We start from the raw sequence: 23855 nt of genomic DNA on the forward strand, positions 1-23855 counted from the left end.
CTTTCTTAGTGACGCACATGAAAATCGCAATTCTTCCCGGCGACGGTATCGGCCCAGAAATCATGAATCAGGCAGTCAAGGTGATGAACGCCTTGGGTGAGCAGTTTGAAACCGAAACCGTTCCGGTCGGTGGCGCTGCTTACGCTGCACACGGCCACCCGCTGCCAGAGTCAACCTTGAAGGTTGCCAAGGAAGCCGATGCGATTCTGTTTGGTGCAGTCGGTGACTGGAAGTACGACACGCTCGAGCGCTCGCTGCGTCCCGAGCAGGCGATCCTGGGTTTGCGCAAGCATCTGTCGCTGTTCGCCAACTTCCGTCCTGCGATCCTGTATCCGGAACTGGCTGGTGCATCGTCGCTGAAGCCGGAAATCGTTTCTGGTCTGGACATCATGATCGTGCGTGAACTGACCGGCGATATCTACTTTGGTCAGCCACGTGGCGTACGTGAATGCCCGGACGGCGCGTTCAAGGGCGAGCGCGAAGGTTTCGATACCATGCGTTACGCAGAGCCGGAAATCCGCCGTATCGCACACGTGGCATTCCAGGCTGCGCAAAAACGTACCAAGCGTTTGACGAGTGTTGATAAGGCCAACGTGCTGGAAACGTTCCAGTTCTGGCGCGATATCGTGACCGACGTGCACAAGGAATATCCAGATGTCGAACTCGATCACATGTATGTCGATAACGCGGCGATGCAACTGGTACGCGCACCGAAGAAATTTGACGTCGTTGTCACCGGTAACATGTTCGGCGACATTCTGTCCGATGCGGCTGCGATGCTGACCGGTTCGATCGGCATGCTGCCATCGGCGTCGCTGAATGCGAAGAATCAAGGTCTGTACGAACCATCGCACGGTTCGGCACCTGACATCGCAGGTAAAGACATGGCGAACCCGTTGGCACAGATTCTGTCGCTGGCGATGATGTTGCGTTACTCGCTGAACAAGCCAGAGCAGGCTGATCGTGTGGAAGCCGCTGTTAAAGCCGTGCTGCAACAAGGTCTGCGTACTCCTGACATTTACGAAGCAGGTACCACCAAAGTCGGTACCACGCAGATGGGTGATGCCGTTCTGAAGGCACTCAAGTAATACAGCAGAGTAGTTTGATGACCAGGGCGAAGCGATCTTCGTCCGAGATAAAGGAAATGATGATGAAGCTAGTTGGTCTGGTTGGTTGGCGCGGCATGGTTGGTTCTGTCCTGATGCAGCGCATGCAGGAAGAAGGCGATTTCGATCATATCGAACCGGTATTCTTTTCGACCTCCAACAAGGGCGGCAAGGCACCTGCGCTGGCAAAGAACGAGACCACGTTGCAGGACGCCAACGATATTGACGCTCTGAAGAAATGCGAAATCATCATTACCTGCCAGGGCGGTGATTACACCACCGAGATTTTCCCGAAGCTGCGTGCAGCCGGCTGGGATGGCTACTGGATCGATGCAGCATCCACGTTGCGCATGAAAGATGACGCAGTCATCGTGCTCGATCCGGTCAACCTGAATGTCATCAAGGATGCGCTGGGCAAGGGCGTTAAAAACTACATTGGTGGTAACTGCACCAACTCCATTCTGCTGATGGGCGTTGGCGGCCTGTTCAAGGAAGGTCTGGTTGACTGGGTCAGCTCAATGACCTATCAGGCGGCTTCGGGCGGTGGTGCAAATCACATGCGCGAACTGCTATCCGGCATGGGTGTTGTGCATGGCGCAGTCGCTGCAGAACTGGCGACGCCTTCGTCCGCCATCCTGGATATCGATCGCAAGGTTGCGCAATCGATTCGTCAGGACGTGCCGACTGAATTCTTTGGTGCACCGTTGGCTGGCGGTTTGATTCCATGGATCGATGCACAACTGGACAACGGCCAGTCGAAGGAAGAGTGGAAAGGGCAGGCTGAGGTCAACAAGATTCTCGGTACTTCGCAAACCATTCCCGTCGATGGTCTGTGTGTGCGTATTGGCGCGATGCGTTGCCATAGCCTCGCATTGACGATCAAGTTGAAGAAAGATGTCCCGCTGACTGATATCGAAGGCATCATTCGCGGTGGTAATCAATGGGTCAAATGGGTACCGAACGAACGCGCGATTACCGTCAAGGAGTTAACGCCGGCGTCAATCACCGGCGGACTGGATATTGGCGTGGGTCGTGTTCGCAAGCTCAATCAGGGTCCGGAATACATTTCCTCATTCGTGATTGGCGACCAGCTGCTGTGGGGCGCGGCTGAGCCGCTGCGTCGCATGCTGCGCATCATTCTGGACAAATAAGGTGTAAGGTGCGCTCGTTGTCATAGCGCAACAAAAACCCGCTGTTTTGCTCTATGTAACAGGGAGCATTCAGCGGGTTTTACATTTATTTGCGAAGATACTTGCGCTTGCAGGCGTAAGTCCATGATGCTATGGTGAAAGTTATTGAAAAAACGATAAACATCGTTGTTCAAGGCTCTTGATTTCTTGACGCAGGCCAACGGAATATCTTCATGTCATTCAAAATGCGGTCAACTTCTCGCTCCCGGGTTTCTTCTTTCAAACTAAAAGCAGTCAGTGCCGCGGTTCTGTCGATTGCCATGCTGGCGAATGCGCATGCGGCTGGCCTTGGACGATTGACGGTACAGTCCTCGCTGGGGCAACCCTTGCGTGCCGAGATTGAACTGACCGCAGTTGCCGCCGACGAACTGGCGACCTTGTCGCCGAAGCTGGCGCCTGCTGAAGCCTACCGTCAAGCCAATATTGAACTGAATCCGACATTGCTTTCACTACGATTTGCGGTGGAGCAGCGCGCGGGTGGTCCCGTCATCCGCGTGACATCCACGCAACCTGTCAACGAGCCGTTTGTCGACATGCTGTTGGAACTGGGCGGTAATCGCGGTCGTTTGATCCGCGAGTACACTTTCTTGCTGGATCCGCCGGAAATGCGGGCAGCGCGATCAACGTCGGTCTCTCCGATGATCAATAGTCAGGTGCAGCAGGCAGCCTTGCCTCCACCGCAGCCAATTACACCGGCGCCGGCGCCTGTTTTTGCGAGAGCCCCCGCTTCTGAGGTAACGGCGCCTGTGCCCGCTGCGACACCACGCCCGGTTGCCCGTCCTGCTCCGGCGGCACCGGCTAACCCTCCGCCAGCACCGCGCGCAGTTGTCAAAACTGCGGAGGAGCATGTTGTTCGTCGCGGCGATACGCTTGCGAAAATTGCCAATCAGTACCGTGAGCCAGGCGTGTCATTGGATCAGATGCTGGTCGCACTGTATCGCGCCAATCCCGATGCGTTTGTCGACCGCAACATGAATCGCCTGCGTAGCGGTCAGATTTTATCGATCCCTGCGGCAACCGAGGCGGAAACCATTGGTGCCGCTGAAGCACGTGGTGTTGTGGTGACACAGGCCGCAGACTTCAATGCCTATCGCGAAAAACTGGCCTCACAGGTCGCTGCATCTTCGGCACGGCGTTCTGAAGAAGGCCGTCAGTCTTCCAGCGGCAGCATCACGGCGCGCGTACAGGAAGAAACGCCTGCGAATACTGCGCAGGATCGTTTGCAGCTCTCCAAGTCGGGCGCTGCTGGTGCCAATGCTACGGGCACTACCAAGGCCGGTGGGGTGAGCGAGGAAGAACTGATTGCACGTGACAAGGCGATTGCCGAAGCCAATGCACGTGTGCGCGAACTCGAGAAAAATGTCAGTGATCTGCAGAAGCTGCTGGAGATCAAGAATCAGGATTTGGCTGCGCAACAAAAGCAGGTCGAGACAACTGCAGCAGCTAATGCAGCAGCAAGTCCGGCTGCGACCAAACCTGTCGAGAGTGCCACACCTGCTGCACCTGCAGTTGCACCGGTAACGCCCGTAACGCCGGCGGCCGAACCTGCCGCGACGGCACCGGCAGAGAATGCAGCCGGCAAGGATAAGCCGCAGGCTGAGGTGCCAGCAACCGCGAATCCAAAACCGGCAGCCAAACCACCTGTGGTGTTGCCACCGCCGCCACCTGAGCCGAGTTTCTTCGAAGATTTGAGTAACAATCCGATGTTCCTGCCAGGTGCCGCCGTGTTGTTGGCTTTGCTGGCAGGCTTGGGCATTTACAGCTCGCGTCGTCGTAAGCAGCCAGCGAAAAGCTTTGAAGACAGCATTCTGAGTGATTCTAGCCTGAAGACAAATTCTCTGTTTGGTTCGACTGGTGGTCAGAGTGTTGATACCAATAACAGTGTTTTCAATTCCAATTTCGTTCCATCTGCCAGCCAGCTCGATACGAACGAAGTCGATCCGATTGCGGAAGCGGATGTATATATCGCGTATGGGCGCGATGCACAAGCAGAAGAGATTCTGAAAGAAGCTTTACGCAATCAGCCCGACCGCCATGCAGTACGTGTCAAGTTGTTGGAGATCTATTCCAATCGTGGCGATGCGCGCTCGTTTGAAGTGGTTGCAACCGAGATGTATGGCATGACGCGTGGTGAAGGTCCGGAATGGATGCAGGCGGCAACGCTGGGTCTGGTACTTGATCCAAGCAATCCGCTGTATGCCGCGGGTGGTGCCTCCGATGCGTTTGGGGACAGTACGGCTTCCCTGACGGCACCGACACAGCCAATGGCACCAGAGATCATGCAGGAAGAGGCCGATGCACAGGTAGACGGGCGCATCGAACCAGTGATGGATACCACGTTGGTATTGGATAGTGCTGCGTTGGTGACGGAAAACAATTCGGAAGCTCGTATCGATACTGCCGAATTCACGTTACCTCAAACGGACAATGACAAACAGCCGGTCGAGGATCTTGAGTTTGATCTCGAGGGATTTGGCGAGGAAAAAGAAGATGTAGCGGAGGCTCAGGTCCCGCCGGTTCCGGCAGAACTGCCGCCCGATGTTGCCGCTATCGATTTCAATTTCCTGGATCAGTCGCCTGTTACGCAGTCCCTTGCGTCCACGGAAGAAGAGAAGCCAGTGGTATCGCTGCCGGAGCCTGAGGTGCCCGTATTGGAAACAGAGTCAGTGGTGCCACCGCCTGCGGCCACGCCCGAAGTTCTACTGCCTGAGTCGTTTGATCTGTCTTTCCCGGGTGAGTCGGAGAAAGTGGCCGCACCTGCAGCAAAACCAGAGGATTTCGATCTGTCCGATATTTCTCTGGAACTGGATCCTTCGCAGTCGGGCGATGTTTTGCCGGCGTTGGAAGGGCTGGACGAAGAGCATTATTCAGGTAGTGCAGAAATGGCGACCAAGCTGGATCTGGCATTGGCCTATCAGGAAATTGGTGACAAGGAAGGGGCGCGCGAGTTGCTTGAGGAGGTGATCAAGGGTGGTAACACCGAGCAATCTGCCAGGGCAAGCGAGTTGCTGAGCAAGTTGGCCTGATCTCTTTCCGACCCAGACAAACGGGCGCAATGCTATGCTTGCGCCCGTTTTCCTTTTTTAACCGGAAGAAGTTTCTTTCATGACCAATCAATCGAAACGCATCGTGCTTGGCGTGCAATACGATGGCGCCAACTGGCGCGGCTGGCAGACGCAGCCCGATGGTCATACTGTGCAGGACAGGCTGGAGGCTGCGCTCAAATCGTTCACGTTGCTTGATGTGGATACGATGTGTGCCGGTCGCACGGATACCGGTGTGCATGCGCTGGAGCAGGTGGTGCATTTCGATATACCGCTGGAACGGGACATGAATTCCTGGGTGCGCGGCGTAAATACGTTTTTGCCACCCTCAATCGCCGTACGCTGGGCGACGGCAGTGCCAACGGATAGTGGCAAGGATTTTCATGCGCGCTTTAGCGCCAGTGCGCGTCAGTATCAGTATGTGTTGTACAACCATCCTGTTCGCTCGCCGATGATGGCCGGGCGCGCCGGTTGGGTGTTTCGTCCCCTGTCGTTAGAGCGCATGCAACAAGCTGCTAGGCATCTGATCGGGCAGCATGATTTCTCTGCATTCCGGGCCGCACAGTGCCAGGCCAATTCGCCGGTCAAGCATATGCAGATGATTACGGTTGAACAGCGCGGCGATCTGTTTCTGTTCACATTGAAAGCAAATGCATTTCTGCATCACATGGTGCGAAATATTCTAGGCTCCCTGATTGTGGTGGGCGTGGGGAATCAGCCACCAGAGTGGATCAAGACGGTTCTGGATGGGCGCGATCGTGCGTTGGCTGCACCGACCTTCATGCCGGACGGTTTGTACCTGGCAAAAATCGATTACGATCCCATATGGAGTTTGCCTCAGGCCCCTGTGGTAAATGCACTTTGGCCTGACTGACGCAACCGATAGATTCATTAGGTTTTTCATCGACATGCATCGCACACGAATCAAAATTTGTGGCCTGACACGGGCGCAGGATGTACAGGCCGCAGTGGCCGCTGGCGCTGACGCGATCGGTTTTGTCTTTTATGACAAAAGTCCGCGTTACCTTGCACCGGCCGATGCCGGGCGCCTGATCGCTTCGGTTCCTCCGTTCATTACGACGACCGGATTGTTCGTGAACGCGACGCAGGACGAGGTAAGCGCCGTTTTGCAGCAGGCGCCCGTGTCTCTTTTGCAATTTCACGGGGATGAAACGGTAGAGACGTGCGTAGCGATTGCGCAAGCGGTTAACCGTCCTTTCATCCGTGCGGTCCGGGTGAAACCGGAGACGACGGCGCGTGATTTGGTAGAATACGAGGCTGAATATCGCGCCGCCAGCGGATTGTTTGCGGGCTTGTTGCTGGATGCATTTGCAGAAGGTTATGGCGGCAGTGGAAAGGTTTTCGATTGGTCTCTCATTCCGGAAAGCATCGCGCCTCGGGTCGTTTTGAGTGGTGGCTTGAGCGTACAAAACGCGACTGACGCAGTGCGTCGGGTTCGCCCTTACGCGGTCGATATCAGCAGTGGTGTCGAAGCGGCCAAGGGTATCAAGGACGCAGAAAAGATTCGCGCTTTCATCAGCGCAGTGCGTGCAGCCGACGCTGCATAGCCGGACTAACTTCACAAGAGAATAAGCATGAAAGAACTGAACGCACTCGGTGGTTTCGCCGAGCGGCAAGCCGTGACGGAAACGACCCTGCAGCAAACGGCGCCGTACAATTTTCCTGATGCGAAAGGGCATTTCGGTCAGTATGGCGGAAGCTTCGTGTCCGAAACCCTGAGCCATGCGCTGGACGAGCTCACCAAGGCTTATGCCCATTACAGCAAGGATCCATCCTTCCTCGAAGAATTTCACTACGACCTCAAGCATTTCGTCGGTCGTCCAAGCCCGATTTATCACGCCAAACGCTGGTCCGAAAAAATGGGCGGCGCCCAGATTTACTTCAAACGCGAAGACTTGAATCACACTGGCGCGCACAAGATCAATAACGTGATTGGCCAGGCATTGCTGGCACGTCGCATGGGCAAAAAACGCATCATCGCTGAAACCGGCGCCGGTCAGCATGGGGTGGCAACGGCAACGATCTGCGCACGCTTTGGTCTCGAATGCGTGATTTATATGGGTAGTGAGGACGTCAAGCGTCAGGCGCAGAACGTCTATCGCATGAAGTTGCTGGGCGCGACGGTGGTGCCGGTTGAATCGGGTTCCAAAACGCTGAAGGATGCATTGAACGAAGCGATGCGCGACTGGGTAACCAATGTCGAAAACACCTTCTACATCATTGGTACGGTTGCGGGCCCACATCCGTATCCGATGATGGTGCGAGACTTCCAGTCCGTGATCGGCGAGGAGTGCAAAGAGCAAATGCCGGAGATGGCAGGACGCCAGCCGGACTATGTGCTGGCCTGTATCGGTGGCGGCTCCAATGCAATGGGTATTTTTTATCCATACATTGGTGTGCCAGGCGTTCAACTGATTGGTGTGGAAGCGGCAGGCGAAGGGCTGGAAACGGGCAAGCATTCGGCTTCGTTGACGGCTGGCTCGCCCGGTGTATTGCACGGCAATCGCACCTATCTGTTGCAGGATGAAAATGGCCAGATCATCGAGACGCATTCGATTTCGGCTGGTCTCGATTATCCGGGCGTCGGTCCAGAACATGCCTGGCTCAAGGATTCATCGCGCGCGCAATATGTGTCGGTAACCGATGAAGAGGCTTTGCAGGCCTTTCATGATTCTTGTCATATCGAAGGCATCATTCCTGCGCTGGAATCGAGTCATGCATTGGCTTATGCGGCCAAGCTGGCGGCAACCTTGCCAAAAGACAAGGTCGTGCTGGCCAATCTGTCCGGTCGTGGTGACAAGGACATGCATACCGTTGCACAGCGCAAGGGGTTGAAGTTCGATTGATGACAAACGGCGCGTGCCTTGCGCGTGCCGTTTTTTTTTTCATACTCGCTTTGTTGACATCACCGGCACCGATCTCGCGAACAGCCAGGTGCCACTTTTGTAAAATCTCATGTCCAGAATCCAGTCCACGCTGACCGCCTTGGCAGCGCAAAAACGCAAGGGCCTTATTCCTTTCATCACGGCAGGTGATCCTGCGCCGGAACTGACAGTGCCGTTGCTGCATGCGCTGGTCGAAGGCGGTGCCGATATTCTGGAGCTGGGGGTGCCGTTTTCCGACCCGATGGCAGAAGGGCCCGTGATTCAGCGTGCCTGCGAACGTGCGCTCAAGTTCAATGTCGGCATGCGCGATGTCCTGGGTTATGTCAGCGAGTTTCGCAAAACCAATACGACGACACCGATCGTATTGATGGGGTATGCCAACCCGATTGAACGCATGGGACAAGCGGCATTTGTGCAGGCAGCTAAAGATGCGGGCGTGGACGGCACGATCGTGGTCGACTACCCGCCGGAAGAGTGTGAAGACTTTTCTGCCTTGCTGAAAGCTGCCGGCATGGATCCGATTTTCCTGCTGGCGCCGACCTCGACGGAAGAGCGCATCAAGCAGGTTGCGGCACATGGCGCAGGTTTTAGCTATTACGTTTCACTCAAGGGTGTGACCGGCGCAGCCAATATCGATACGCAGGAAGTGGCACAACGTATTGCTGCCATCCGTCAACATGTCAAATTGCCAATTGGTGTCGGCTTTGGTATCCGTGATGCGGCGACGGCCAAGGCGGTTGCTGCAGTATCGGATGCGGTCGTGATCGGTAGTCGCATCATTCAGGAACTGGAAAATACGCCACGCGAGCAGGCGGTGGATGCCGTACGCAATTTTGTTTCTGGCATCCGTAAGGCGCTTGACGAATAAAGTGGCAATGTCGTTGCAGCGCAGTAAAATAGCGCTCTTTCCGCAAGAGCACGCAATTTTTGGCGAATAACCGGGCAAACGGTACAATTCGGCAACTTGAAATTTGAAAGAGGTCACGATGAGCTGGCTAGAAAAACTCCTTCCACCACGTATTCAGCGTTCTGACAGCGCGCAGCGCAAGTCGGTACCGGAAGGGCTGTGGGTTAAGTGCCCGTCGTGCGAATCGGTGTTGTATCGCACCGATCTGGAATCGAATATCCACGTATGCCCGAAATGCTCGCATCACATGCGCATTCGTGCCCGTGATCGTCTGGACGCCTTGCTGGATGCCGGTGGTCGTTATGACATCGCGCAGGAAGTGCTGCCAATCGATACGCTGAAGTTCAAGGACAGCAAGAAATATCCGGATCGTCTGAAGTCGGCGCTGGAAGCCACGGGCGAAACCGATGCGCTGGTGGTCATGGGCGGCTCCATCATGAGTTTGCCCGTCGTGGTTGCCTGCTTTGAATTCGAATTCATGGGCGGCTCGATGGGTTCGGTCGTTGGCGAACGTTTTGCCCGTGCTGCCCAAACCGCGCTGGAACAAAAAGTCCCGCTGATCTGCTTTACCGCAACCGGTGGTGCACGTATGCAGGAAGGTTTGCTGTCGTTGATGCAGATGGCAAAAACCACGGCCATGCTGACCAAGCTCTCCGAACGCAAAATTCCATTTATCTCAGTGCTGACCGATCCGACCATGGGCGGCGTGTCGGCATCCTTTGCCTTCCTCGGTGACGTGGTCATCGCAGAGCCAAAGGCACTGGTTGGCTTTGCCGGTCCGCGTGTGATCGAAAACACTGTGCGCGAGAAGCTGCCGGAAGGTTTCCAGCGTGCAGAATTCCTCGTGCAAAAAGGTGCGGTCGACATGATCGTGGATCGTCGCAAAATGCGTGAAGAACTCGGTCGCCTGTTGGCCTTGTTGCAAAACCAGTCGGCTGACGTTCTGGCCTGATTAACGGTTTGTAATGACAAGCCCGAACCTGATCAGGTTCGGGCTTTTTATTTGACCAAATGCCTGCATATAGTGGTTCTCCTCCCGTTTATTTCTGCACATGAATACGCTTCCCGTTACGCTTGATGCCTGGTTCACCCGTCTTGAAGCCATGCATCCCAAGACGATCGACATGGGTTTGTCGCGCGTACAGCAAGTCAAAATGTCCATGCAGATGGCGTTTGCCTGCCCGGTAATCACCGTGGGCGGGACCAATGGCAAGGGTTCGACTTGCGCGATGCTGGAAGCCATTCTGCTGCGCGCAGGTTATCGCGTTGGCTTATACACTTCACCGCATTTGCTGGTCTTTAACGAGCGTGTGCGGATCAACGGGCAGATGGTGGATGATGCACAGTTGATCGCTGCTTTCAATGCCATTGAACAGGCGCGCGGTGATGTCTCTTTGTCCTATTTTGAATTCACCACGCTGGCAGCCATGTGGTTGTTTGCTGAAGCCGGGCTGGATGCCGTGATTCTGGAGGTTGGACTGGGCGGTCGGCTGGATGCAGTCAATGTGCTGGATGCGGATGTCGCGATTGTTACCAGTGTCGATATTGATCACACGGAATACCTGGGCGATACGCGCGAGAAAATTGGTTTTGAGAAAGCCGGCATTTTCCGCACGGGCAGAACCGCGATCTGTGGTGATCCGGTACCGCCGGCATCCTTGGTTGAGCACGCTGAAAAAATCGGTGCCGATCTTTGGCTGTTCAATCGCGATTTCAATTACGCAGGCGACAAGCAACAATGGAATTTCAGTGGACGTGGTAATCGTCGTAATGCGTTGGCCTATCCGGCTTTGCGTGGCGCGAACCAGTTATTGAATGCTTCTTCGGTATTGGCCGCGCTGGAAGCTTTGCGTTTGCGCTTGCCAGTCAGTGCCCAGGACGTGCGCAGTGGGCTGGCGACTGTGGAACTGGTCGGTCGTTTCCAGATTCTGCCTGGTAAGCCATTGGTGATTCTGGATGTGGCGCACAATCCGCATGCTGCCGCAACGCTGGCACAAAACCTCGACAACATGGGTTTCCATCCCTACACGCATGCGGTATTCGGTGCCATGCAGGACAAGGACATCGAAGGCGTATTGGCGCACTTGAAAGGGCGGATCGACCACTGGTATCTGACGGACTTGCCCTTGCCACGCGCAGCTTCGGCCAGCGAACTGCGCGACAAGATACTCAAGATGGATGACGGTTTGAAAGAAGGCGACACTGAACACAGTGTGCAAACCTTTGCAAGTCCTGCACATGCTTTTGCAAATGCCCTGAGCCGAGCGGGGGAGAGTGATAGAATTGCGGTTTTCGGATCCTTCCTCACAGTAGCCGGGGTCATGGAATTCCGCAATTCAGCGCAGCATTGACGAATTGACCACTGAAGATTGACCACTGAATCATATGGGCTTGTTCTCGTTTTTTCGTAAAGACCGGCAGGAATCGTCGGCAAGCGACAGCGACTTTTATTCCCGCGCTGATGAAGAACAGGCCTCTCGCCCCAAGCGCAAGAGCAAGCGCGACGACCCTGTCGATCCTGTTCTCCCTGAAAAGAAGCGCGCGCGCCGACGTCTGGTTGGCGCTGTTGCGCTGGTACTGGCAGCCGTTATCGGCTTGCCGATGATTCTGGATTCCGAACCCAAACCATTGTCGGACGATATCAGCATCCAGATCCCATCCAAGGACGTTGTCGCGCCGCCGCCAGCGCAGACAGCGAAGACGCCCGTAACGACGGAAGAGACCGCACGCGCTTCGCTGGATGCGGCGGAAGAGGTTGTCGAGACGCCAGCGCCCGCGGCTCGAGCAAAACCTGCACCGGAACCCGTTCCTGTACCCGTGACAAAACCGCAAGCACCTGCCGTTGCCAAAGTTGAGCCGGCACCACAGCCTAAACCGTCGCAACCACCAGCCATCGACAAAAACGACACTTCTGCTGAAGCCGCGCGGGCACGCGCGATTCTGGAAGGTCGTCCTCAGGACAAAGCGGCGGCAGCAGCCAAGCCTGCACCAGCTGCAACCTCGGGCAAGATTGCCTTGCAGGTTGCGGCACTGGCATCGCAGGATAAAGTGAATGAGCTACAGAAGAAGCTGCAGGCCGCCGGTCTGAAATCGTATACGCAAAAAGTGGCGACGGCATCCGGTGATCGCATCCGTGTGCGTGTGGGCCCGTTTGCCAATGAAGCAGAAGCGGAAAAGGCGCGTGCCAAGCTCAGCAGCATTGGCTTGACGGGTACGATTGCGGCGCATTGATGCTTGTCAGTGTGGATAAGCAACAGCGTTGATTGACCGTGACGATATTTGATTATCTGGTGTTGTTTGTACTGGCTTGCTCGGTGCTGATCAGCACCTTGCGCGGTTTGGTAAAGGAAATTCTTTCACTTCTGAGCTGGATTGTTGCTTTCGTGGTTGCCAATGCCTATGGTGAAACAGTCGCACCATGGCTGCCGCAGATGATCGAAGGCAATACCTTGCGGTTGATCGTGGCGTTTCTGGCCTTGTTCATCGGTGTGCGTATTTTGATGGGCTTGTTGTCGATGACGCTGGATGCCCTGATCAAGGCGACCGGGCTGACACTGGCTGATCGCGGACTGGGCGGCTTGTTTGGCCTTGCACGAGGATTGGTCCTGGTTTTGGCTGCGGTGTTGCTGTGCGGGATGACGGAGATTCCGCAGCAGCCATTTTGGCAGGATGCGTTATTCAGCCCGATGGCTGTCACAGCCGCGGAAACGGTGATGCCGCATCTGCCGGGCGAATTTACGCAACATATAAAGTTTAGGTAGTCAGTAGCTTGTAGGTTTATTGGCAGTTCTGGCAGTTTCCATTTGTTCTTGTTGAGGAGTCCACCATGTGTGGCATTGTCGGCGTCGTTTCTCACAACCCAGTTAATCAACTCATTTATGACGCGCTGCTGCTGTTGCAGCACCGTGGTCAGGATGCAGCCGGTATCGCTACCGACAGCGGCCATGCGTTCGCGATGCACAAGGCGAATGGCCTCGTGCGCGACGTCTTCCGTACGCGCAACATGCGTTCGCTGCCAGGTACCGCAGGGGTCGGTCAGGTCCGCTACCCAACTGCCGGCTCGTCCAGCGAAGAGGAAGCACAGCCGTTCTACGTCAACGCACCGTTTGGCATCATCCTTGCCCACAACGGCAACCTGACCAACTGGGAACAGCTCAAGATCGAGATGTTCAAGAATGACCGTCGCCACATCAACACGACTTCGGATTCCGAAGTGCTGCTGAACGTGCTAGCGCACGAAATCCAGCAGGCGACGACCGGCTACTCGCTCGATCCTGCCGCCCTGTTCAAGGCAGTATCGGTGTTGCACAAGCGTGTGCGCGGCTCGTACGCGGTGACGGCGCAGATTGCCGGTCATGGTTTGCTCGCATTCCGCGATCCATACGGCATTCGTCCGTTGTGTATCGGTTTCAATGAAACCGACAATGGCACCGAGTATCTGGTTGCCAGTGAATCAGTGGCATTGGAGGGGCTGGGATTCCGTTTCCTGCGCGATGTATTGCCGGGCGAAGCCATTTTCATCGATACAGATGGCAAGCTGTACAACCAGCAGTGTGCGGAGAATCCAAGCCTCAATCCGTGCGCTTTCGAGTTCGTCTACTTTGCGCGTCCTGATTCCGTGATCGATGGCGCATCGGTGTATGCAACGCGCCTGAAAATGGGTGAGTATCTGGCTGAGAAAATTGCCCGTGAATTCCCATTGGGCGATATCGACGTGGTCATGCCGATTCCTGATTCCTCGCGTCCTGCTGCAATGGAACTGGCGCTCAAGCTCGGTATCGAGTATCGCGAAGGTTTCATCAAGAATCGTTATATCGGCCGCACCTTCATCATGCCTGGTCAGGGTACGCGCAAGAAGTCGGTGCGCCAGAAGCTCAATGCCATCGGCTCCGAATTCAAGGGCAAGAACGTGTTGCTGGTCGATGACTCGATCGTGCGCGGTACGACTAGCCGCGAGATCGTGCAGATGGCGCGCGAATCGGGTGCAAAGAAAGTGATTTTTGCTTCCGCAGCGCCACCGGTTAAATTTCCAAACGTGTACGGTATCGATATGCCAACGCGTGCCGAATTGATCGCCTACGGCCGTACCGAAGAAGAAGTCTGTCGCGAAATCACTGCGGATGCCTTGATCTATCAGGATATCGAAGCCCTGCGCCGTTCGATCTCGGACATCAATCCAGCACTCAAGAATCTGGAGGCATCGTGTTTTGATGGTATCTACGTGACGGGTGATATTTCACGCGATTATCTGGATCGTCTGGAGTTTGCACGCAACAATCCAAAACCAGCGATCGAAGACACCATCCGCTCGCAACTGAATCTGAATCTGGCACAAGTCGACTGATCGGGCTACGCCATTGAATGCCTGATTGCGCACAGTGTTGGTGTGCAATCAGGCTTTTTGTTTTTTACGGACCACTATGAACGACAAGAAAAAATACGGTTTTACGACAACGACACTGCATGGCGATCGTCAGAAGCCAATCGAACACGGTTCGCTGCACAAGCCGATTCATACTTCGGTGACCTTCGGCTACAACGATGCACGTGAGCTGGCGACCGTGTTCCAGGGCAAGCAACCGGGCTATCGTTACGGTCGTCAGGGCAACCCAACCGTCTCTGCGTTGGAAGACAAGATTACGCGTATGGAAGAGGGCGTATCGACCATCTGTTTCGCGACGGGTATGGCAGCAATTGGTGCCTTGGCGCAAGCGTTGCTGCGTGCGGGCGACCATGTGGTGTCTTCGGCTTTCCTGTTCGGGAATACCAATAGTCTGTGGCAAACCGTTGCCTTGCAGGGCGTGGATATAGCGATGGTAGATGCGACCGATGTTGCCAATATCGAAGCGGCCATGACTGCAAAGACCAAGATCGTGTTTGTCGAAACGATCGCCAATCCCCGTACGCAAGTCGCCGATCTCGAACGCATCGGCAAGCTGTGTGCGGAGCGCGGCATTCTTTATGTCGTCGATAACACGATGACATCCCCTTATTTGTTTAAACCGAAGAAAGTTGGTGCCGGTCTGGTGGTCAACTCATTGACCAAATCGATTGCCGGTCACGGCAATGCGTTGGGTGGCGCGTTAACGGACACCGGCGTGTTTGACTGGGCTGCTTACGGCAACATTCTGGATACCTATAAAAAGAATGCTTCTGCCAACTGGGGGATGACGCAGATCCGCGCCAAGGCGTTGCGTGACTTTGGCGCGTCACTTGGGCCGGAAGCGGCGCATCACATTGCCGTCGGTTCCGAAACCATGGCGTTGCGCATGGAACGTGAATGCGCGAATGCGCTGGCGGTCACGAAGATGCTGGAGGCAGATGATCGTGTCGCTGCCGTGTACTACCCAGGGTTGGCATCGCATCCACAGCATGCCTTGTGCACGCAGTTGTTTGGTGCGTATGGCAGCCTGTTCAGTTTTGAACTGAAGGACGGCATTGACTGTTTTGATTATCTGAATCGACTGCAACTGGGTGTGTCCGCGAGCAATCTCGGTGATACGCGCACTCTGGTGATCCCGGTGTCGCACACCATTTTTTATGAAATGGGGCCAGAGCGTCGTGCCAGCATGGGGATTGCAGAGTCGCTGATCCGTGTCTCCGTGGGCATTGAAGACACGGCGGATCTGGTCGAGGATTTTCGTCAGGCGCTTGACGTTTAAGCGAAGCGGTACATCAAGGGAAGAGTGCCTGTGCGGCAAGCGCGTCGCGCAGTTTGGTACTCTTTTGCGGCACCCAGTTCTCCAATCTTGCCAGCAACGCATCCGGCTCGGCTTCGTGCATCATCAAGGCAGCCTGATCCGCCTTGACGAAGTCGTTATCGACCAGCTGCTGCAGAAAGCCGATGAGTCCTGCATAGAAGCCATCGACATTCAATACACCGATCGGCTTGCGGTGAAAGTCCAGTTGCGACCAGGTCAGCATCTCAAAAAGTTCTTCCAGTGTACCGATACCGCCGGGCATGGCAATGAAACCATCCGACAGTTCCGCCATCATCGCCTTGCGTTCATGCATATCCTTGACGATATGCGTATGCGTCAGTCCGCGGTGACCGACTTCCTTGTCCATCAGTGCTTTGGGGATCACGCCAGTTACGGTGCCGCCGAGGCGTAACATTTCATTGGCAATGACGCCCATCAGTCCGACGTTGCCGCCACCGTAGACGAGTGCCAGATTACGTGCTGCCATTGCTTGGGCCAGCGCACGTGCTGCTTCTGCATAGTGCGGTTGATTGCCGAAAGAAGAGCCGCAGTAGACGCAAATCGATTTCATATTTCTGTTACCAAAGTTGTTGCCGCAAGCGCCTGGCGTATCAGGGTTTGGTCTGCGGCGGATGTTTGGGATGCTGGACTATCTGTGTGCCGACTATGCGGTCATGCAGAAATTGCCGACTCGGATGCAGCCGCGCGGATAGCGCCCAGGCCAGCATATTGGCCGAAACCAGCGCGATGGCCATCCATGGTTTGGCATCGAGTAGCCAGGCAATCATCAAGCCGGGCAAAAACCAGAGCCATGCCAGCAGATAGCGTGCAATGGCGCGTTTGAGCGGCAGGGCATGGCCTTCCGTGGTGACCAGTTGCATGCGCCAGGTTTTCATCGGCAGGGTTTGACCACCATGCATCCAGAACCAGACAAAATAAGCACCAACGACCACGAACAGCCAGGCTTGCGATGCATGCCGTAAATAGAGCGCATGGCGCTGTTGGAACGTAATCGAAAAGAGCAGGCCGGCAATCGCGATGACGCCGAAGAGCAAAACCGCCTCGTACAGCATGACGGTCAGGCGGCGTTTAATGGTCGGAGGAGGGAGATCGCTGGGTGTTGAATGCATGCGTCGCGCAATTCAGGCTCAGGGCGTGGATGGCGACGATTGTACAGGGATGCTACCGGATTGGGACAGGTCTTTGCCATTCTGCTCATGCATGGCTGCTGAACTGGCCGGGAGCGGATTGGCCGGACTTGCCCCGACTGGCGGATGGACAGGGGTAACAGGCTTTTGCACGGTGCGTGGCGGGTTGGCCAGCGGCTTTCTAGGCACGGCCGTGGCAGCCAATTCCTTTTTCTTTTCGTCCGGAAGCTGTTGGTATTGTTCCCATTGCTGGGCCTTTTCCACCTTTGCTTTTTGTACGCGTTTATAGTTTTCGCGCGCAAGACGTCGTTCCTCCGGAGATAAGGCGACCCAATCACGCATGCGTTCTTGCATGCGTGACTGTTCGGTTGGTGTCATGGTGGTGAATCGGTTGGCAAGTTCGATCCATTTTTCCTTGCGGAAGTCGTCCAGCCGGTTCCAGTCTTTTTCCAATGGTGCCAGCGCAGTGCGTTGTACCGGCGATAAACTCTTCCAGTCGTTCTTGGCGGTTGCCTTGCCGGGTTTGCTGGAGGCAGATTTGGCGACGGGCGACGTAGCAGGGTTGGTTGTGCCAGACGGTGTAGTGGCATGCACCATGTATGCGCCAGCGACCAAGACTGCCACGAACAGCACCTTGGGTTGCGTAACAGACAACAATCCCGACATCATCTTGCGTACTACCACCATCTCAATCCTGTCCTTTGGTCACAAAGGCATCGAAACCATGGTCCAGATAAGCGGACAAAGGCAGATCATCCGTTAATACTTCTGCATCAATTGCAGCCAGTTCCAGCATTTGTTGATGCTGTTCGTATTGATAAATGCCAACGATGCCAAAAACCAGCGCCGCAAGCGGAACCAGAACGCTCATGCGTCCTAACCACGCAAAACCATGCCCTTCACCTTGCTGGCGGAAAGCGGAAGTGCGGCCGGCCATAGCCGGCTGCAGCACGGCGACAGGCGCTTCTACCGAGCTCTTTTTGTGAGACAGGGCGATCTTGCGTGCGGAAGACAGGCGTTCACGAACATTTTCTGGCAGTTCGTGAGTACGCTCGTCCAGTGCATGGCGCAGGCGATAGGCAGTATTAAGCTCTTTCGTCGTATTCATAAGTAAATCCCCTTGGCTCTCAGTGCGGTCGCCAGCGTGTGCGTGGCGCGCGAGCAATGTGTTTTGACGCTGCCTTCCGAGCATCCCATGACGGCGGCAGTTTCAGACACGTTCAGATCCTGCCAATAACGCATGAGGAAAGCTTCGCGTTGACGCGATGGCAGATTTTGTACTTCCTCTTCAATGATTTTCAGAATCTGACTTCGTTCCAGTCGATTTTGCCCCGATTCGGCGCCATAGCTGCCTTCTTCGGCCTCGATGACTTCCAGCGCGTCAAAATTTTCTTGGTCGTCTTGCTTACCAAAGCTGGAAAAAAGGCTGATCCAGGACGAGCGCACTTTCTCCCGGCGGAAGTAGTCACGAATGGTGTTTTGCAGAATCCGCTGGAACAGCATGGGTAATTCTGCGGCAGGTTTGTCGCCGTATTTTTCGGCGAGCTTGATCATTGCATCCTGAACAATATCGAGCGCGGATTCCTCCTTGCGCACGGCATACACAGCCTGTTTAAATGCGCGCAGCTCGATATCTTCTAGAAAGTCGGAGAGTTCTTTGTCGGTTGCCATGAGGTGCAGCAGGCGAGGCCAGTGCTGCCAAAATAATGCCGAATCGGATCGGCAGGACTCGCCGTGTTTTTCTGAATTGCACGCATCCTAGCAAATAAGCCCCGGTTTTGCTGGAAATTTGCGTAAAAGCCGCGGTTTCATGCCGGTTTCCGGCGATTTGACTTGACCATGATGGTGCAACGCAGTAACGTATCGTTCCCTTTGCCATCGCGAAGGGAGTCTTTGTTTTTCGACTGTTGCTCATCATGCAATAAAGTCGAGAAATGCGCTTCACTTGAAAGCTGTTTGCTCTAACCCGCGCCACAAGCGCGAGATCTCGCAAATATCCTGCTTCAGTCTCTTTGGCCGAACGAGTCGCGTTAAGCGTAGGTTTGAATCACATCTACAGATGTGTGACGAATCGACGTGACCGCACAAAAAAGGAACGCCAATTATCTGTCGCGGGTTGCGATTTCAACAGGAGAGAGCATCCGATCAATTTCCAATGGACCTTGAAAGGACGTTTAGCATGACCTCGGAAACAAGTAATAACGCCATCGGTGAAGAAATCACCGGCGCAGAAATCGTCGTACGTTGCCTCGCAGAAGAAGGTGTCGAACATGTGTTCGGCTATCCTGGTGGCGCAGTGCTGTATATCTACGACGCCATTTTCAATCACAGCAAATTTCAGCATATTCTGGTTCGCCACGAACAGGCCGCGGTGCACGCAGCTGACGCCTATTCGCGCAGCTCGAACAAGGTCGGTGTCTGTATCGTGACTTCCGGCCCTGGCGTCACCAATGCCATCACCGGCCTGGCGACGGCCTATATGGATTCGATCCCGATGATCGTGATCTCTGGCCAGGTGCCGTCGCACGCGATCGGTCTCGATGCGTTCCAGGAATGCGATACCGTGGGCATTACGCGCCCATGCGTCAAACACAATTTCCTCGTCAAGGATGTCAAGGATCTGGCCGAGACGATGAAGAAGGCTTTCTACATCGCTACCACCGGCCGTCCGGGTCCGGTGCTGATCGACATCCCAAAAGATATCACGATGCACAAGACGACCTTCGCGTATCCGAAGGAAGTCGAAATGCGTTCGTACAAACCGATGGACAAGGGCCATACCGGACAAATTCGCAAAGCAGTGCAGTTGCTGCTGCAGGCAGAGCGTCCGATGATCTACACCGGCGGCGGTGTCATCCTTGCCAATGCGGCGGAAGAGGTCAATCGTCTGGTCGACAAGCTCGGTTATCCATGCACCAATACCCTGATGGGCCTGGGTGGTTACAAGGCAACCAGCGACAAGTTCGTCGGTATGCCTGGCATGCACGGCACTTACGAAGCCAATATGGCGATGCAACACTCGGACGTGATGATCGCAATCGGCGCGCGCTTCGATGACCGCGTGATCGGCAATCCAAAACACTTCTCACTGAATCCGCGCAAGATCATTCATATCGATATCGATCCTTCCTCGATCTCGAAGCGCGTGAAGGTGGATATTCCGATCGTTGGCAACGTCAAGGATGTCCTGGTCGAGCTGCTGGCGCAACTTGATGCTGCCGAAGCCAAGCCAAACAGTGCTGCGCTGTCCGACTGGTGGAAGCAGATCAACGAATGGCGCAAGCGCGAATGCCTGAAGTACACGCCATCGACGGAAGTCATCAAACCACAATCGGTGATCGAAAAAGTATGGGAAGTCACCAAGGGTGACGCTTTCATCACGTCGGACGTCGGTCAGCATCAGATGTGGGCCGCGCAGTACTATCCGTTCGACAAGCCACGTCGCTGGATCAACTCCGGTGGTCTGGGCACGATGGGTGTTGGCCTGCCATATGCAATGGGCGTGCAGAAAGCCAATCCGGATGCAACGGTGGCCTGCATTACCGGCGAGGCATCGATCCAGATGTGTATCCAGGAGCTGGCAACCTGCAAGCAGTACCACCTGACGCCAAAGATCATTCTGTTGAACAACCGTTTCCTCGGCATGGTTCGTCAATGGCAGCAGCTTGAATACGGTTCGCGCTATTCCGAGTCGTACATGGATTCGCTGCCTGATTTCGACAAACTGGTTGAGTCGTTTGGCCACGTCGGCATGACGATCGACAAACCGGGTGATCTGGATGCAGCGATGCGCGAAGCATTTGGCATGAAAGATCGTCTGGTATTCATGAACATCATTACGGACCAAACCGAAAACGTCTGGCCGATGGTCAAGACCGGCAAAGGCCTGACTGAAATGCTGCTGGGCTCGGAGGAACTGTAATGCGCCATATTATTTCTGTATTGCTTGAAAACGAAGCGGGCGCGTTGTCGCGTGTGGTTGGTTTGTTTTCCGCACGTGCCTACAACATTGAAACGTTGACGGTTGCTCCAACCGAAGACGCTACGTTGTCGCGTATGACGATTGTCACCAGTGGTTCGGACGAAGTGATCGAACAGATCACCAAGCACCTGAATCGTCTGATCGAAGTCGTCAAGGTTGTGGATCTGACTGAGGGCGCGTTCATTGAGCGTGAACTGATGCTGATCAAGATTCGTGCAGTGGGCAAGGAACGTGAAGAGATGAAACGTACGGCGGATATTTTCCGTGGCCGCATCATCGACGTGACCGACAAGACCTACACGATCGAACTCACCGGTAACAAAACCAAACTCGACGCATTCATCGATTCCATCGATCGCACGGCGATTCTGGAAACCGTTCGTACCGGCGGTTCCGGTATCGGCCGCGGCGAGCGCATTCTCAAGCTGTAAGCCACTTACGATTCAAACCAACAACATCAACATCAATTAGGAACATCATGAAAGTTTTCTACGATAAAGACTGTGACCTCTCGCTGATCAAAGGTAAAAACGTTGCCATCATCGGTTACGGTTCGCAAGGCCACGCCCACGCACAAAACCTGAACGATTCCGGCGTCAACGTGACCGTCGGCCTGCGTAAAGGTGGCGCATCTTGGGACAAAGTTGCCAAGGCCGGTCTGAAAGTTGCAGAAGTCAACGACGCAGTCAAGGCTGCTGACGTCATCATGATCTTGCTGCCAGATGAAAACATCGCTCAGGTCTACAGCGAAAACATCGCACCACACGCCAAGCAAGGCGCTGTGCTGGCATTTGCACACGGTTTCAACGTGCACTACGGTCAAGTTGTTCCACGTGCTGATCTGGATGTCATCATGGTTGCGCCTAAGGCACCTGGTCACACCGTTCGTGGCACCTACGCACAAGGTGGTGGCGTTCCTCACCTGATCGCTGTCTATCAGGACAAATCGGGCGTTGCACGTGACATCGCTCTGTCGTACGCCATGGCCAACGGCGGTGGCCGTGCCGGCATCATCGAAACCAACTTCCGTGAAGAAACCGAAACCGATCTGTTCGGCGAACAAGCCGTTCTGTGCGGTGGTGCAGTTGAACTGATCAAGGCTGGTTTTGAAACGCTGACCGAAGCCGGTTATGCACCTGAAATGGCTTACTTCGAATGCCTGCATGAACTGAAACTGATCGTTGATCTGATCTATGAAGGCGGTATCGCCAACATGAACTACTCGATCTCGAACAATGCAGAATACGGCGAATACGTCACCGGCCCACGCGTCGTGACCGAAGACACCAAAAATGCAATGCGTCAGTGCCTGAAAGACATTCAAACCGGCGAATACGCGAAGAGCTTCATCCTGGAAAACAAGGCTGGCGCACCTACGCTGATTTCCCGTCGTCGTCTGAACGCAGAACACGAGATCGAACAGGTCGGTGCAAAACTGCGTGCGATGATGCCTTGGATCGCAAAAAACAAGCTGGTCGATCAATCGAAGAACTAATCTCTTCGAAGAGACTGCGGGCATCATCTGCATTCGTTTGAAACGAATGCAGCGCTCGGACGAAAAGCCACGCATTTGCGTGGCTTTTTTTACGTCCTTACGTGCCTTGGATTGCAAAAAACAAGCCGGTCGATAATCGAAGGACTAATCCCTTCGAAGAGATTGCGGACATCATTCGGCATTCGCTGGTGCACGAATATATCGCTCGGACTAAAAGCCGCGCGAAGGAGCGGCTTTTTTTTGCCCAGACGTCCTGACTTGCCTTGGATCGCACAAACAAGCGGATTGATCAATGGAAGCATCAACGCTTCGATAGATCGACAAAAAGCGAGACAGATACCTGGCTTTCTTGTTTTTGGCATGTTCCGTTAACATTTGGTTGCATTAAAGGCGGTAGCGGTTTCCGATTGGAAAGAACTATTCGTTTCTCTATCCGTCTGATTCAACGTTACGTTATCTCGTACGCATTGCTGCATTGCTTCTGCATTCCCCTTTAAACGGAGACTTATCATGACACGACTCAAATCCCTTTTCATCGGCTTGCTATGTGCAACAGCGGGCGCCGCAGCCATTGCGCAAACGCCTGCCCAAACGAGCGGAACGCTTGTCATCGTGCCGGCCTATGGCGAAGTCAAGCATGCCAATGATCAGGCTGTGCTGACGCTGATGATTGAAGAACAGGATAAGGACAAGTCTGTTGCAGCTTCACGCGTCAATCAGAAGATGAAGCAGGGTATGGAGATTGTGCGCAAGCAGGATCCGACAGCGGTGTTGAGCACGCGCGGATATTACACGTATGCCGTCTATGCCGATGAGCAGCCGCAACCACGTCAGGCTACGAATGCGACCAGCAAGCCACGTCAACCGGTCGGCTGGCGTGTTGGTCACTACCTGGATGTCAAAACAACGAACCTGAGTGGTCTGCCTAAAACGGTGGCCGCTGCACAAGGTGTACTGGCTTTGAACGGCTTGCAGTTTGGTCTGACCGATGAAACGACCCGCAAACTGGACGCGCAGCGCATCGATGCAACGTATCGCAACTTGAATGAGCGCATCGCCGCAATCGCACGTGCGATGGGCCGTAATCCTGCAGATGCCGTACTGGACACCGTGGATTTTGAAGGTTCGGGCAATTATGCACAGGAAGCCGCAGCACCCAAGATGATGCGCGCTGCAATGATGGCTGACGGTGCGCCACAAGTCGAAGAGCCTAGCTTTGAAGCGGGCGAGTCAACTCTCAGCATGCGCGTGGTCGGCAAGGTTCGTTTCCGTTGAGGTAGCTGCCTTGCACCAGCAACGGATATTGCTGGCAGATCGTGTTACACAAAACGCACTGCACGTCAGGTGACGGCAGTGCGTTTTCTTATTGTTTAAAT

The 23855-nt window shown here is 54.7% G+C and carries 22 protein-coding genes; 17 read left to right on the forward strand and 5 right to left on the reverse strand.

Annotated elements, in window-relative coordinates; translation table 11 throughout:
* Window positions 1–17 precede the first annotated feature (17 nt).
* The 13 genes from leuB to IEV29_RS01205 all read left to right on the forward strand — a co-directional run bounded on the left by leuB (window position 18) and on the right by IEV29_RS01205 (window position 15815).
* Window positions 18–1088 (forward strand): 3-isopropylmalate dehydrogenase, encoded by a 1071-nt coding sequence (gene leuB, locus IEV29_RS01145; RefSeq protein WP_188379435.1) that lies wholly within the window; start codon window positions 18–20, stop codon window positions 1086–1088.
* A 56-nt stretch (window positions 1089–1144) separates the two neighbouring features.
* Window positions 1145–2257, forward strand: a complete 1113-nt coding sequence (asd, locus tag IEV29_RS01150) for an aspartate-semialdehyde dehydrogenase (protein ID WP_373868066.1) — start codon at window positions 1145–1147, stop codon at window positions 2255–2257.
* A gap of 212 nt (window positions 2258–2469) precedes the next feature.
* A complete protein-coding gene (locus IEV29_RS01155; protein ID WP_188379437.1) occupies window positions 2470–5322 on the forward strand; it encodes a motility hub landmark protein FimV in 2853 nt (950 codons plus the stop codon).
* Window positions 5323–5401: 79 nt separating this feature from the next.
* A complete protein-coding gene (gene truA / locus IEV29_RS01160; RefSeq protein WP_188379438.1) occupies window positions 5402–6214 on the forward strand; it encodes a tRNA pseudouridine(38-40) synthase TruA in 813 nt (270 codons plus the stop codon).
* Window positions 6215–6248: 34 nt separating this feature from the next.
* Window positions 6249–6908, forward strand: coding sequence for a phosphoribosylanthranilate isomerase (locus IEV29_RS01165; RefSeq protein WP_188379439.1), 660 nt, complete (start codon window positions 6249–6251; stop codon window positions 6906–6908).
* Window positions 6909–6935: 27 nt separating this feature from the next.
* Entirely contained in the window at window positions 6936–8207 is a 1272-nt protein-coding gene (gene trpB, locus IEV29_RS01170) for a tryptophan synthase subunit beta (RefSeq protein WP_188379440.1), read from the forward strand.
* A 109-nt stretch (window positions 8208–8316) separates the two neighbouring features.
* A complete protein-coding gene (gene trpA / locus IEV29_RS01175) occupies window positions 8317–9114 on the forward strand; it encodes a tryptophan synthase subunit alpha (protein ID WP_188379441.1) in 798 nt (265 codons plus the stop codon).
* A gap of 118 nt (window positions 9115–9232) precedes the next feature.
* A complete protein-coding gene (gene accD / locus IEV29_RS01180; protein WP_188379442.1) occupies window positions 9233–10105 on the forward strand; it encodes an acetyl-CoA carboxylase, carboxyltransferase subunit beta in 873 nt (290 codons plus the stop codon).
* Window positions 10106–10205: 100 nt separating this feature from the next.
* Window positions 10206–11504, forward strand: coding sequence for a bifunctional tetrahydrofolate synthase/dihydrofolate synthase (gene folC / locus IEV29_RS01185; RefSeq protein WP_188379443.1), 1299 nt, complete (start codon window positions 10206–10208; stop codon window positions 11502–11504).
* Between the two features lie 34 nt (window positions 11505–11538).
* Window positions 11539–12384 carry an SPOR domain-containing protein gene (locus tag IEV29_RS01190; RefSeq protein WP_188379444.1) on the forward strand — a complete coding sequence of 282 codons (846 nt, stop codon included), beginning with the start codon at window positions 11539–11541 and terminating at the stop codon, window positions 12382–12384.
* A 38-nt stretch (window positions 12385–12422) separates the two neighbouring features.
* Complete coding sequence (locus tag IEV29_RS01195) at window positions 12423–12914, forward strand: CvpA family protein (protein WP_188379445.1); 492 nt, start codon at window positions 12423–12425, stop codon at window positions 12912–12914.
* A gap of 65 nt (window positions 12915–12979) precedes the next feature.
* Window positions 12980–14497, forward strand: a complete 1518-nt coding sequence (purF, locus tag IEV29_RS01200) for an amidophosphoribosyltransferase (RefSeq protein WP_188379446.1) — start codon at window positions 12980–12982, stop codon at window positions 14495–14497.
* 76 nt (window positions 14498–14573) lie between these two features.
* Window positions 14574–15815 carry a cystathionine gamma-synthase family protein gene (locus IEV29_RS01205; protein WP_188379447.1) on the forward strand — a complete coding sequence of 414 codons (1242 nt, stop codon included), beginning with the start codon at window positions 14574–14576 and terminating at the stop codon, window positions 15813–15815.
* A gap of 13 nt (window positions 15816–15828) precedes the next feature.
* On the opposite strand, the gene IEV29_RS01210 is transcribed toward IEV29_RS01205, so the two are convergent.
* The 5 genes from IEV29_RS01210 to IEV29_RS01230 are packed head-to-tail and all read right to left on the reverse strand — an operon-like array spanning window position 15829 to window position 18673.
* Window positions 15829–16425, reverse strand: a complete 597-nt coding sequence (locus IEV29_RS01210) for an LOG family protein (RefSeq protein ID WP_188379448.1) — start codon at window positions 16423–16425, stop codon at window positions 15829–15831.
* Window positions 16426–16465: 40 nt separating this feature from the next.
* Window positions 16466–16984 (reverse strand): RDD family protein, encoded by a 519-nt coding sequence (locus IEV29_RS01215; RefSeq protein ID WP_188379449.1) that lies wholly within the window; start codon window positions 16982–16984, stop codon window positions 16466–16468.
* An 18-nt stretch (window positions 16985–17002) separates the two neighbouring features.
* On the reverse strand, window positions 17003–17689 hold the full coding sequence (locus IEV29_RS01220; protein ID WP_188379450.1) for a DUF3106 domain-containing protein: 687 nt from the start codon (window positions 17687–17689) through the stop codon (window positions 17003–17005).
* 1 nt (window position 17690) lies between these two features.
* Window positions 17691–18110, reverse strand: a complete 420-nt coding sequence (locus tag IEV29_RS01225) for a DUF3619 family protein (protein WP_188379451.1) — start codon at window positions 18108–18110, stop codon at window positions 17691–17693.
* Window positions 18107–18673, reverse strand: coding sequence for an RNA polymerase sigma factor (locus tag IEV29_RS01230; RefSeq protein WP_188379452.1), 567 nt, complete (start codon window positions 18671–18673; stop codon window positions 18107–18109). The genes IEV29_RS01225 and IEV29_RS01230 overlap by 4 nt, the downstream gene beginning before the upstream one ends.
* Window positions 18674–19181: 508 nt before the next feature.
* Here IEV29_RS01230 and IEV29_RS01235 point away from each other — a divergent pair.
* The 4 genes from IEV29_RS01235 to IEV29_RS01250 all read left to right on the forward strand — a co-directional run bounded on the left by IEV29_RS01235 (window position 19182) and on the right by IEV29_RS01250 (window position 23754).
* Window positions 19182–20924 (forward strand): acetolactate synthase 3 catalytic subunit, encoded by a 1743-nt coding sequence (locus tag IEV29_RS01235; RefSeq protein WP_188379453.1) that lies wholly within the window; start codon window positions 19182–19184, stop codon window positions 20922–20924.
* Window positions 20924–21415, forward strand: a complete 492-nt coding sequence (ilvN, locus tag IEV29_RS01240) for an acetolactate synthase small subunit (RefSeq protein ID WP_188379454.1) — start codon at window positions 20924–20926, stop codon at window positions 21413–21415. The genes IEV29_RS01235 and ilvN overlap by 1 nt, the downstream gene beginning before the upstream one ends.
* Window positions 21416–21462: 47 nt before the next feature.
* Window positions 21463–22479, forward strand: a complete 1017-nt coding sequence (ilvC, locus tag IEV29_RS01245; protein WP_188379455.1) for a ketol-acid reductoisomerase — start codon at window positions 21463–21465, stop codon at window positions 22477–22479.
* A gap of 510 nt (window positions 22480–22989) precedes the next feature.
* A complete protein-coding gene (locus IEV29_RS01250; protein WP_188379456.1) occupies window positions 22990–23754 on the forward strand; it encodes an SIMPL domain-containing protein in 765 nt (254 codons plus the stop codon).
* The last annotated feature ends 101 nt before the right edge of the window (window positions 23755–23855 follow it).

Origin of the sequence: Oxalicibacterium faecigallinarum, assembly GCF_014635705.1 — a bacterium.
Classification (GTDB): domain Bacteria; phylum Pseudomonadota; class Gammaproteobacteria; order Burkholderiales; family Burkholderiaceae_D; genus Oxalicibacterium; species Oxalicibacterium faecigallinarum.

Bases quoted from the DNA above. Each gene is read 5' to 3' on its own strand.
- leuB (WP_188379435.1), top strand. From the start codon at position 18: ATGAAAATCGCAATTCTTCCCGGCGACGGTATCGGCCCAGAAATCATG.
- asd (WP_373868066.1), top strand. From the start codon at position 1,145: ATGATGATGAAGCTAGTTGGTCTGGTTGGTTGGCGCGGCATGGTTGGT.
- IEV29_RS01155 (WP_188379437.1), top strand. From the start codon at position 2,470: ATGTCATTCAAAATGCGGTCAACTTCTCGCTCCCGGGTTTCTTCTTTC.
- truA (WP_188379438.1), top strand. From the start codon at position 5,402: ATGACCAATCAATCGAAACGCATCGTGCTTGGCGTGCAATACGATGGC.
- IEV29_RS01165 (WP_188379439.1), top strand. From the start codon at position 6,249: ATGCATCGCACACGAATCAAAATTTGTGGCCTGACACGGGCGCAGGAT.
- trpB (WP_188379440.1), top strand. From the start codon at position 6,936: ATGAAAGAACTGAACGCACTCGGTGGTTTCGCCGAGCGGCAAGCCGTG.
- trpA (WP_188379441.1), top strand. From the start codon at position 8,317: ATGTCCAGAATCCAGTCCACGCTGACCGCCTTGGCAGCGCAAAAACGC.
- accD (WP_188379442.1), top strand. From the start codon at position 9,233: ATGAGCTGGCTAGAAAAACTCCTTCCACCACGTATTCAGCGTTCTGAC.
- folC (WP_188379443.1), top strand. From the start codon at position 10,206: ATGAATACGCTTCCCGTTACGCTTGATGCCTGGTTCACCCGTCTTGAA.
- IEV29_RS01190 (WP_188379444.1), top strand. From the start codon at position 11,539: ATGGGCTTGTTCTCGTTTTTTCGTAAAGACCGGCAGGAATCGTCGGCA.
- purF (WP_188379446.1), top strand. From the start codon at position 12,980: ATGTGTGGCATTGTCGGCGTCGTTTCTCACAACCCAGTTAATCAACTC.
- IEV29_RS01205 (WP_188379447.1), top strand. From the start codon at position 14,574: ATGAACGACAAGAAAAAATACGGTTTTACGACAACGACACTGCATGGC.
- IEV29_RS01210 (WP_188379448.1), bottom strand. From the start codon at position 16,425: ATGAAATCGATTTGCGTCTACTGCGGCTCTTCTTTCGGCAATCAACCG.
- IEV29_RS01215 (WP_188379449.1), bottom strand. From the start codon at position 16,984: ATGCATTCAACACCCAGCGATCTCCCTCCTCCGACCATTAAACGCCGC.
- IEV29_RS01220 (WP_188379450.1), bottom strand. From the start codon at position 17,689: ATGGTGGTAGTACGCAAGATGATGTCGGGATTGTTGTCTGTTACGCAA.
- IEV29_RS01225 (WP_188379451.1), bottom strand. From the start codon at position 18,110: ATGAATACGACGAAAGAGCTTAATACTGCCTATCGCCTGCGCCATGCA.
- IEV29_RS01230 (WP_188379452.1), bottom strand. From the start codon at position 18,673: ATGGCAACCGACAAAGAACTCTCCGACTTTCTAGAAGATATCGAGCTG.
- IEV29_RS01235 (WP_188379453.1), top strand. From the start codon at position 19,182: ATGACCTCGGAAACAAGTAATAACGCCATCGGTGAAGAAATCACCGGC.
- ilvN (WP_188379454.1), top strand. From the start codon at position 20,924: ATGCGCCATATTATTTCTGTATTGCTTGAAAACGAAGCGGGCGCGTTG.
- ilvC (WP_188379455.1), top strand. From the start codon at position 21,463: ATGAAAGTTTTCTACGATAAAGACTGTGACCTCTCGCTGATCAAAGGT.
- IEV29_RS01250 (WP_188379456.1), top strand. From the start codon at position 22,990: ATGACACGACTCAAATCCCTTTTCATCGGCTTGCTATGTGCAACAGCG.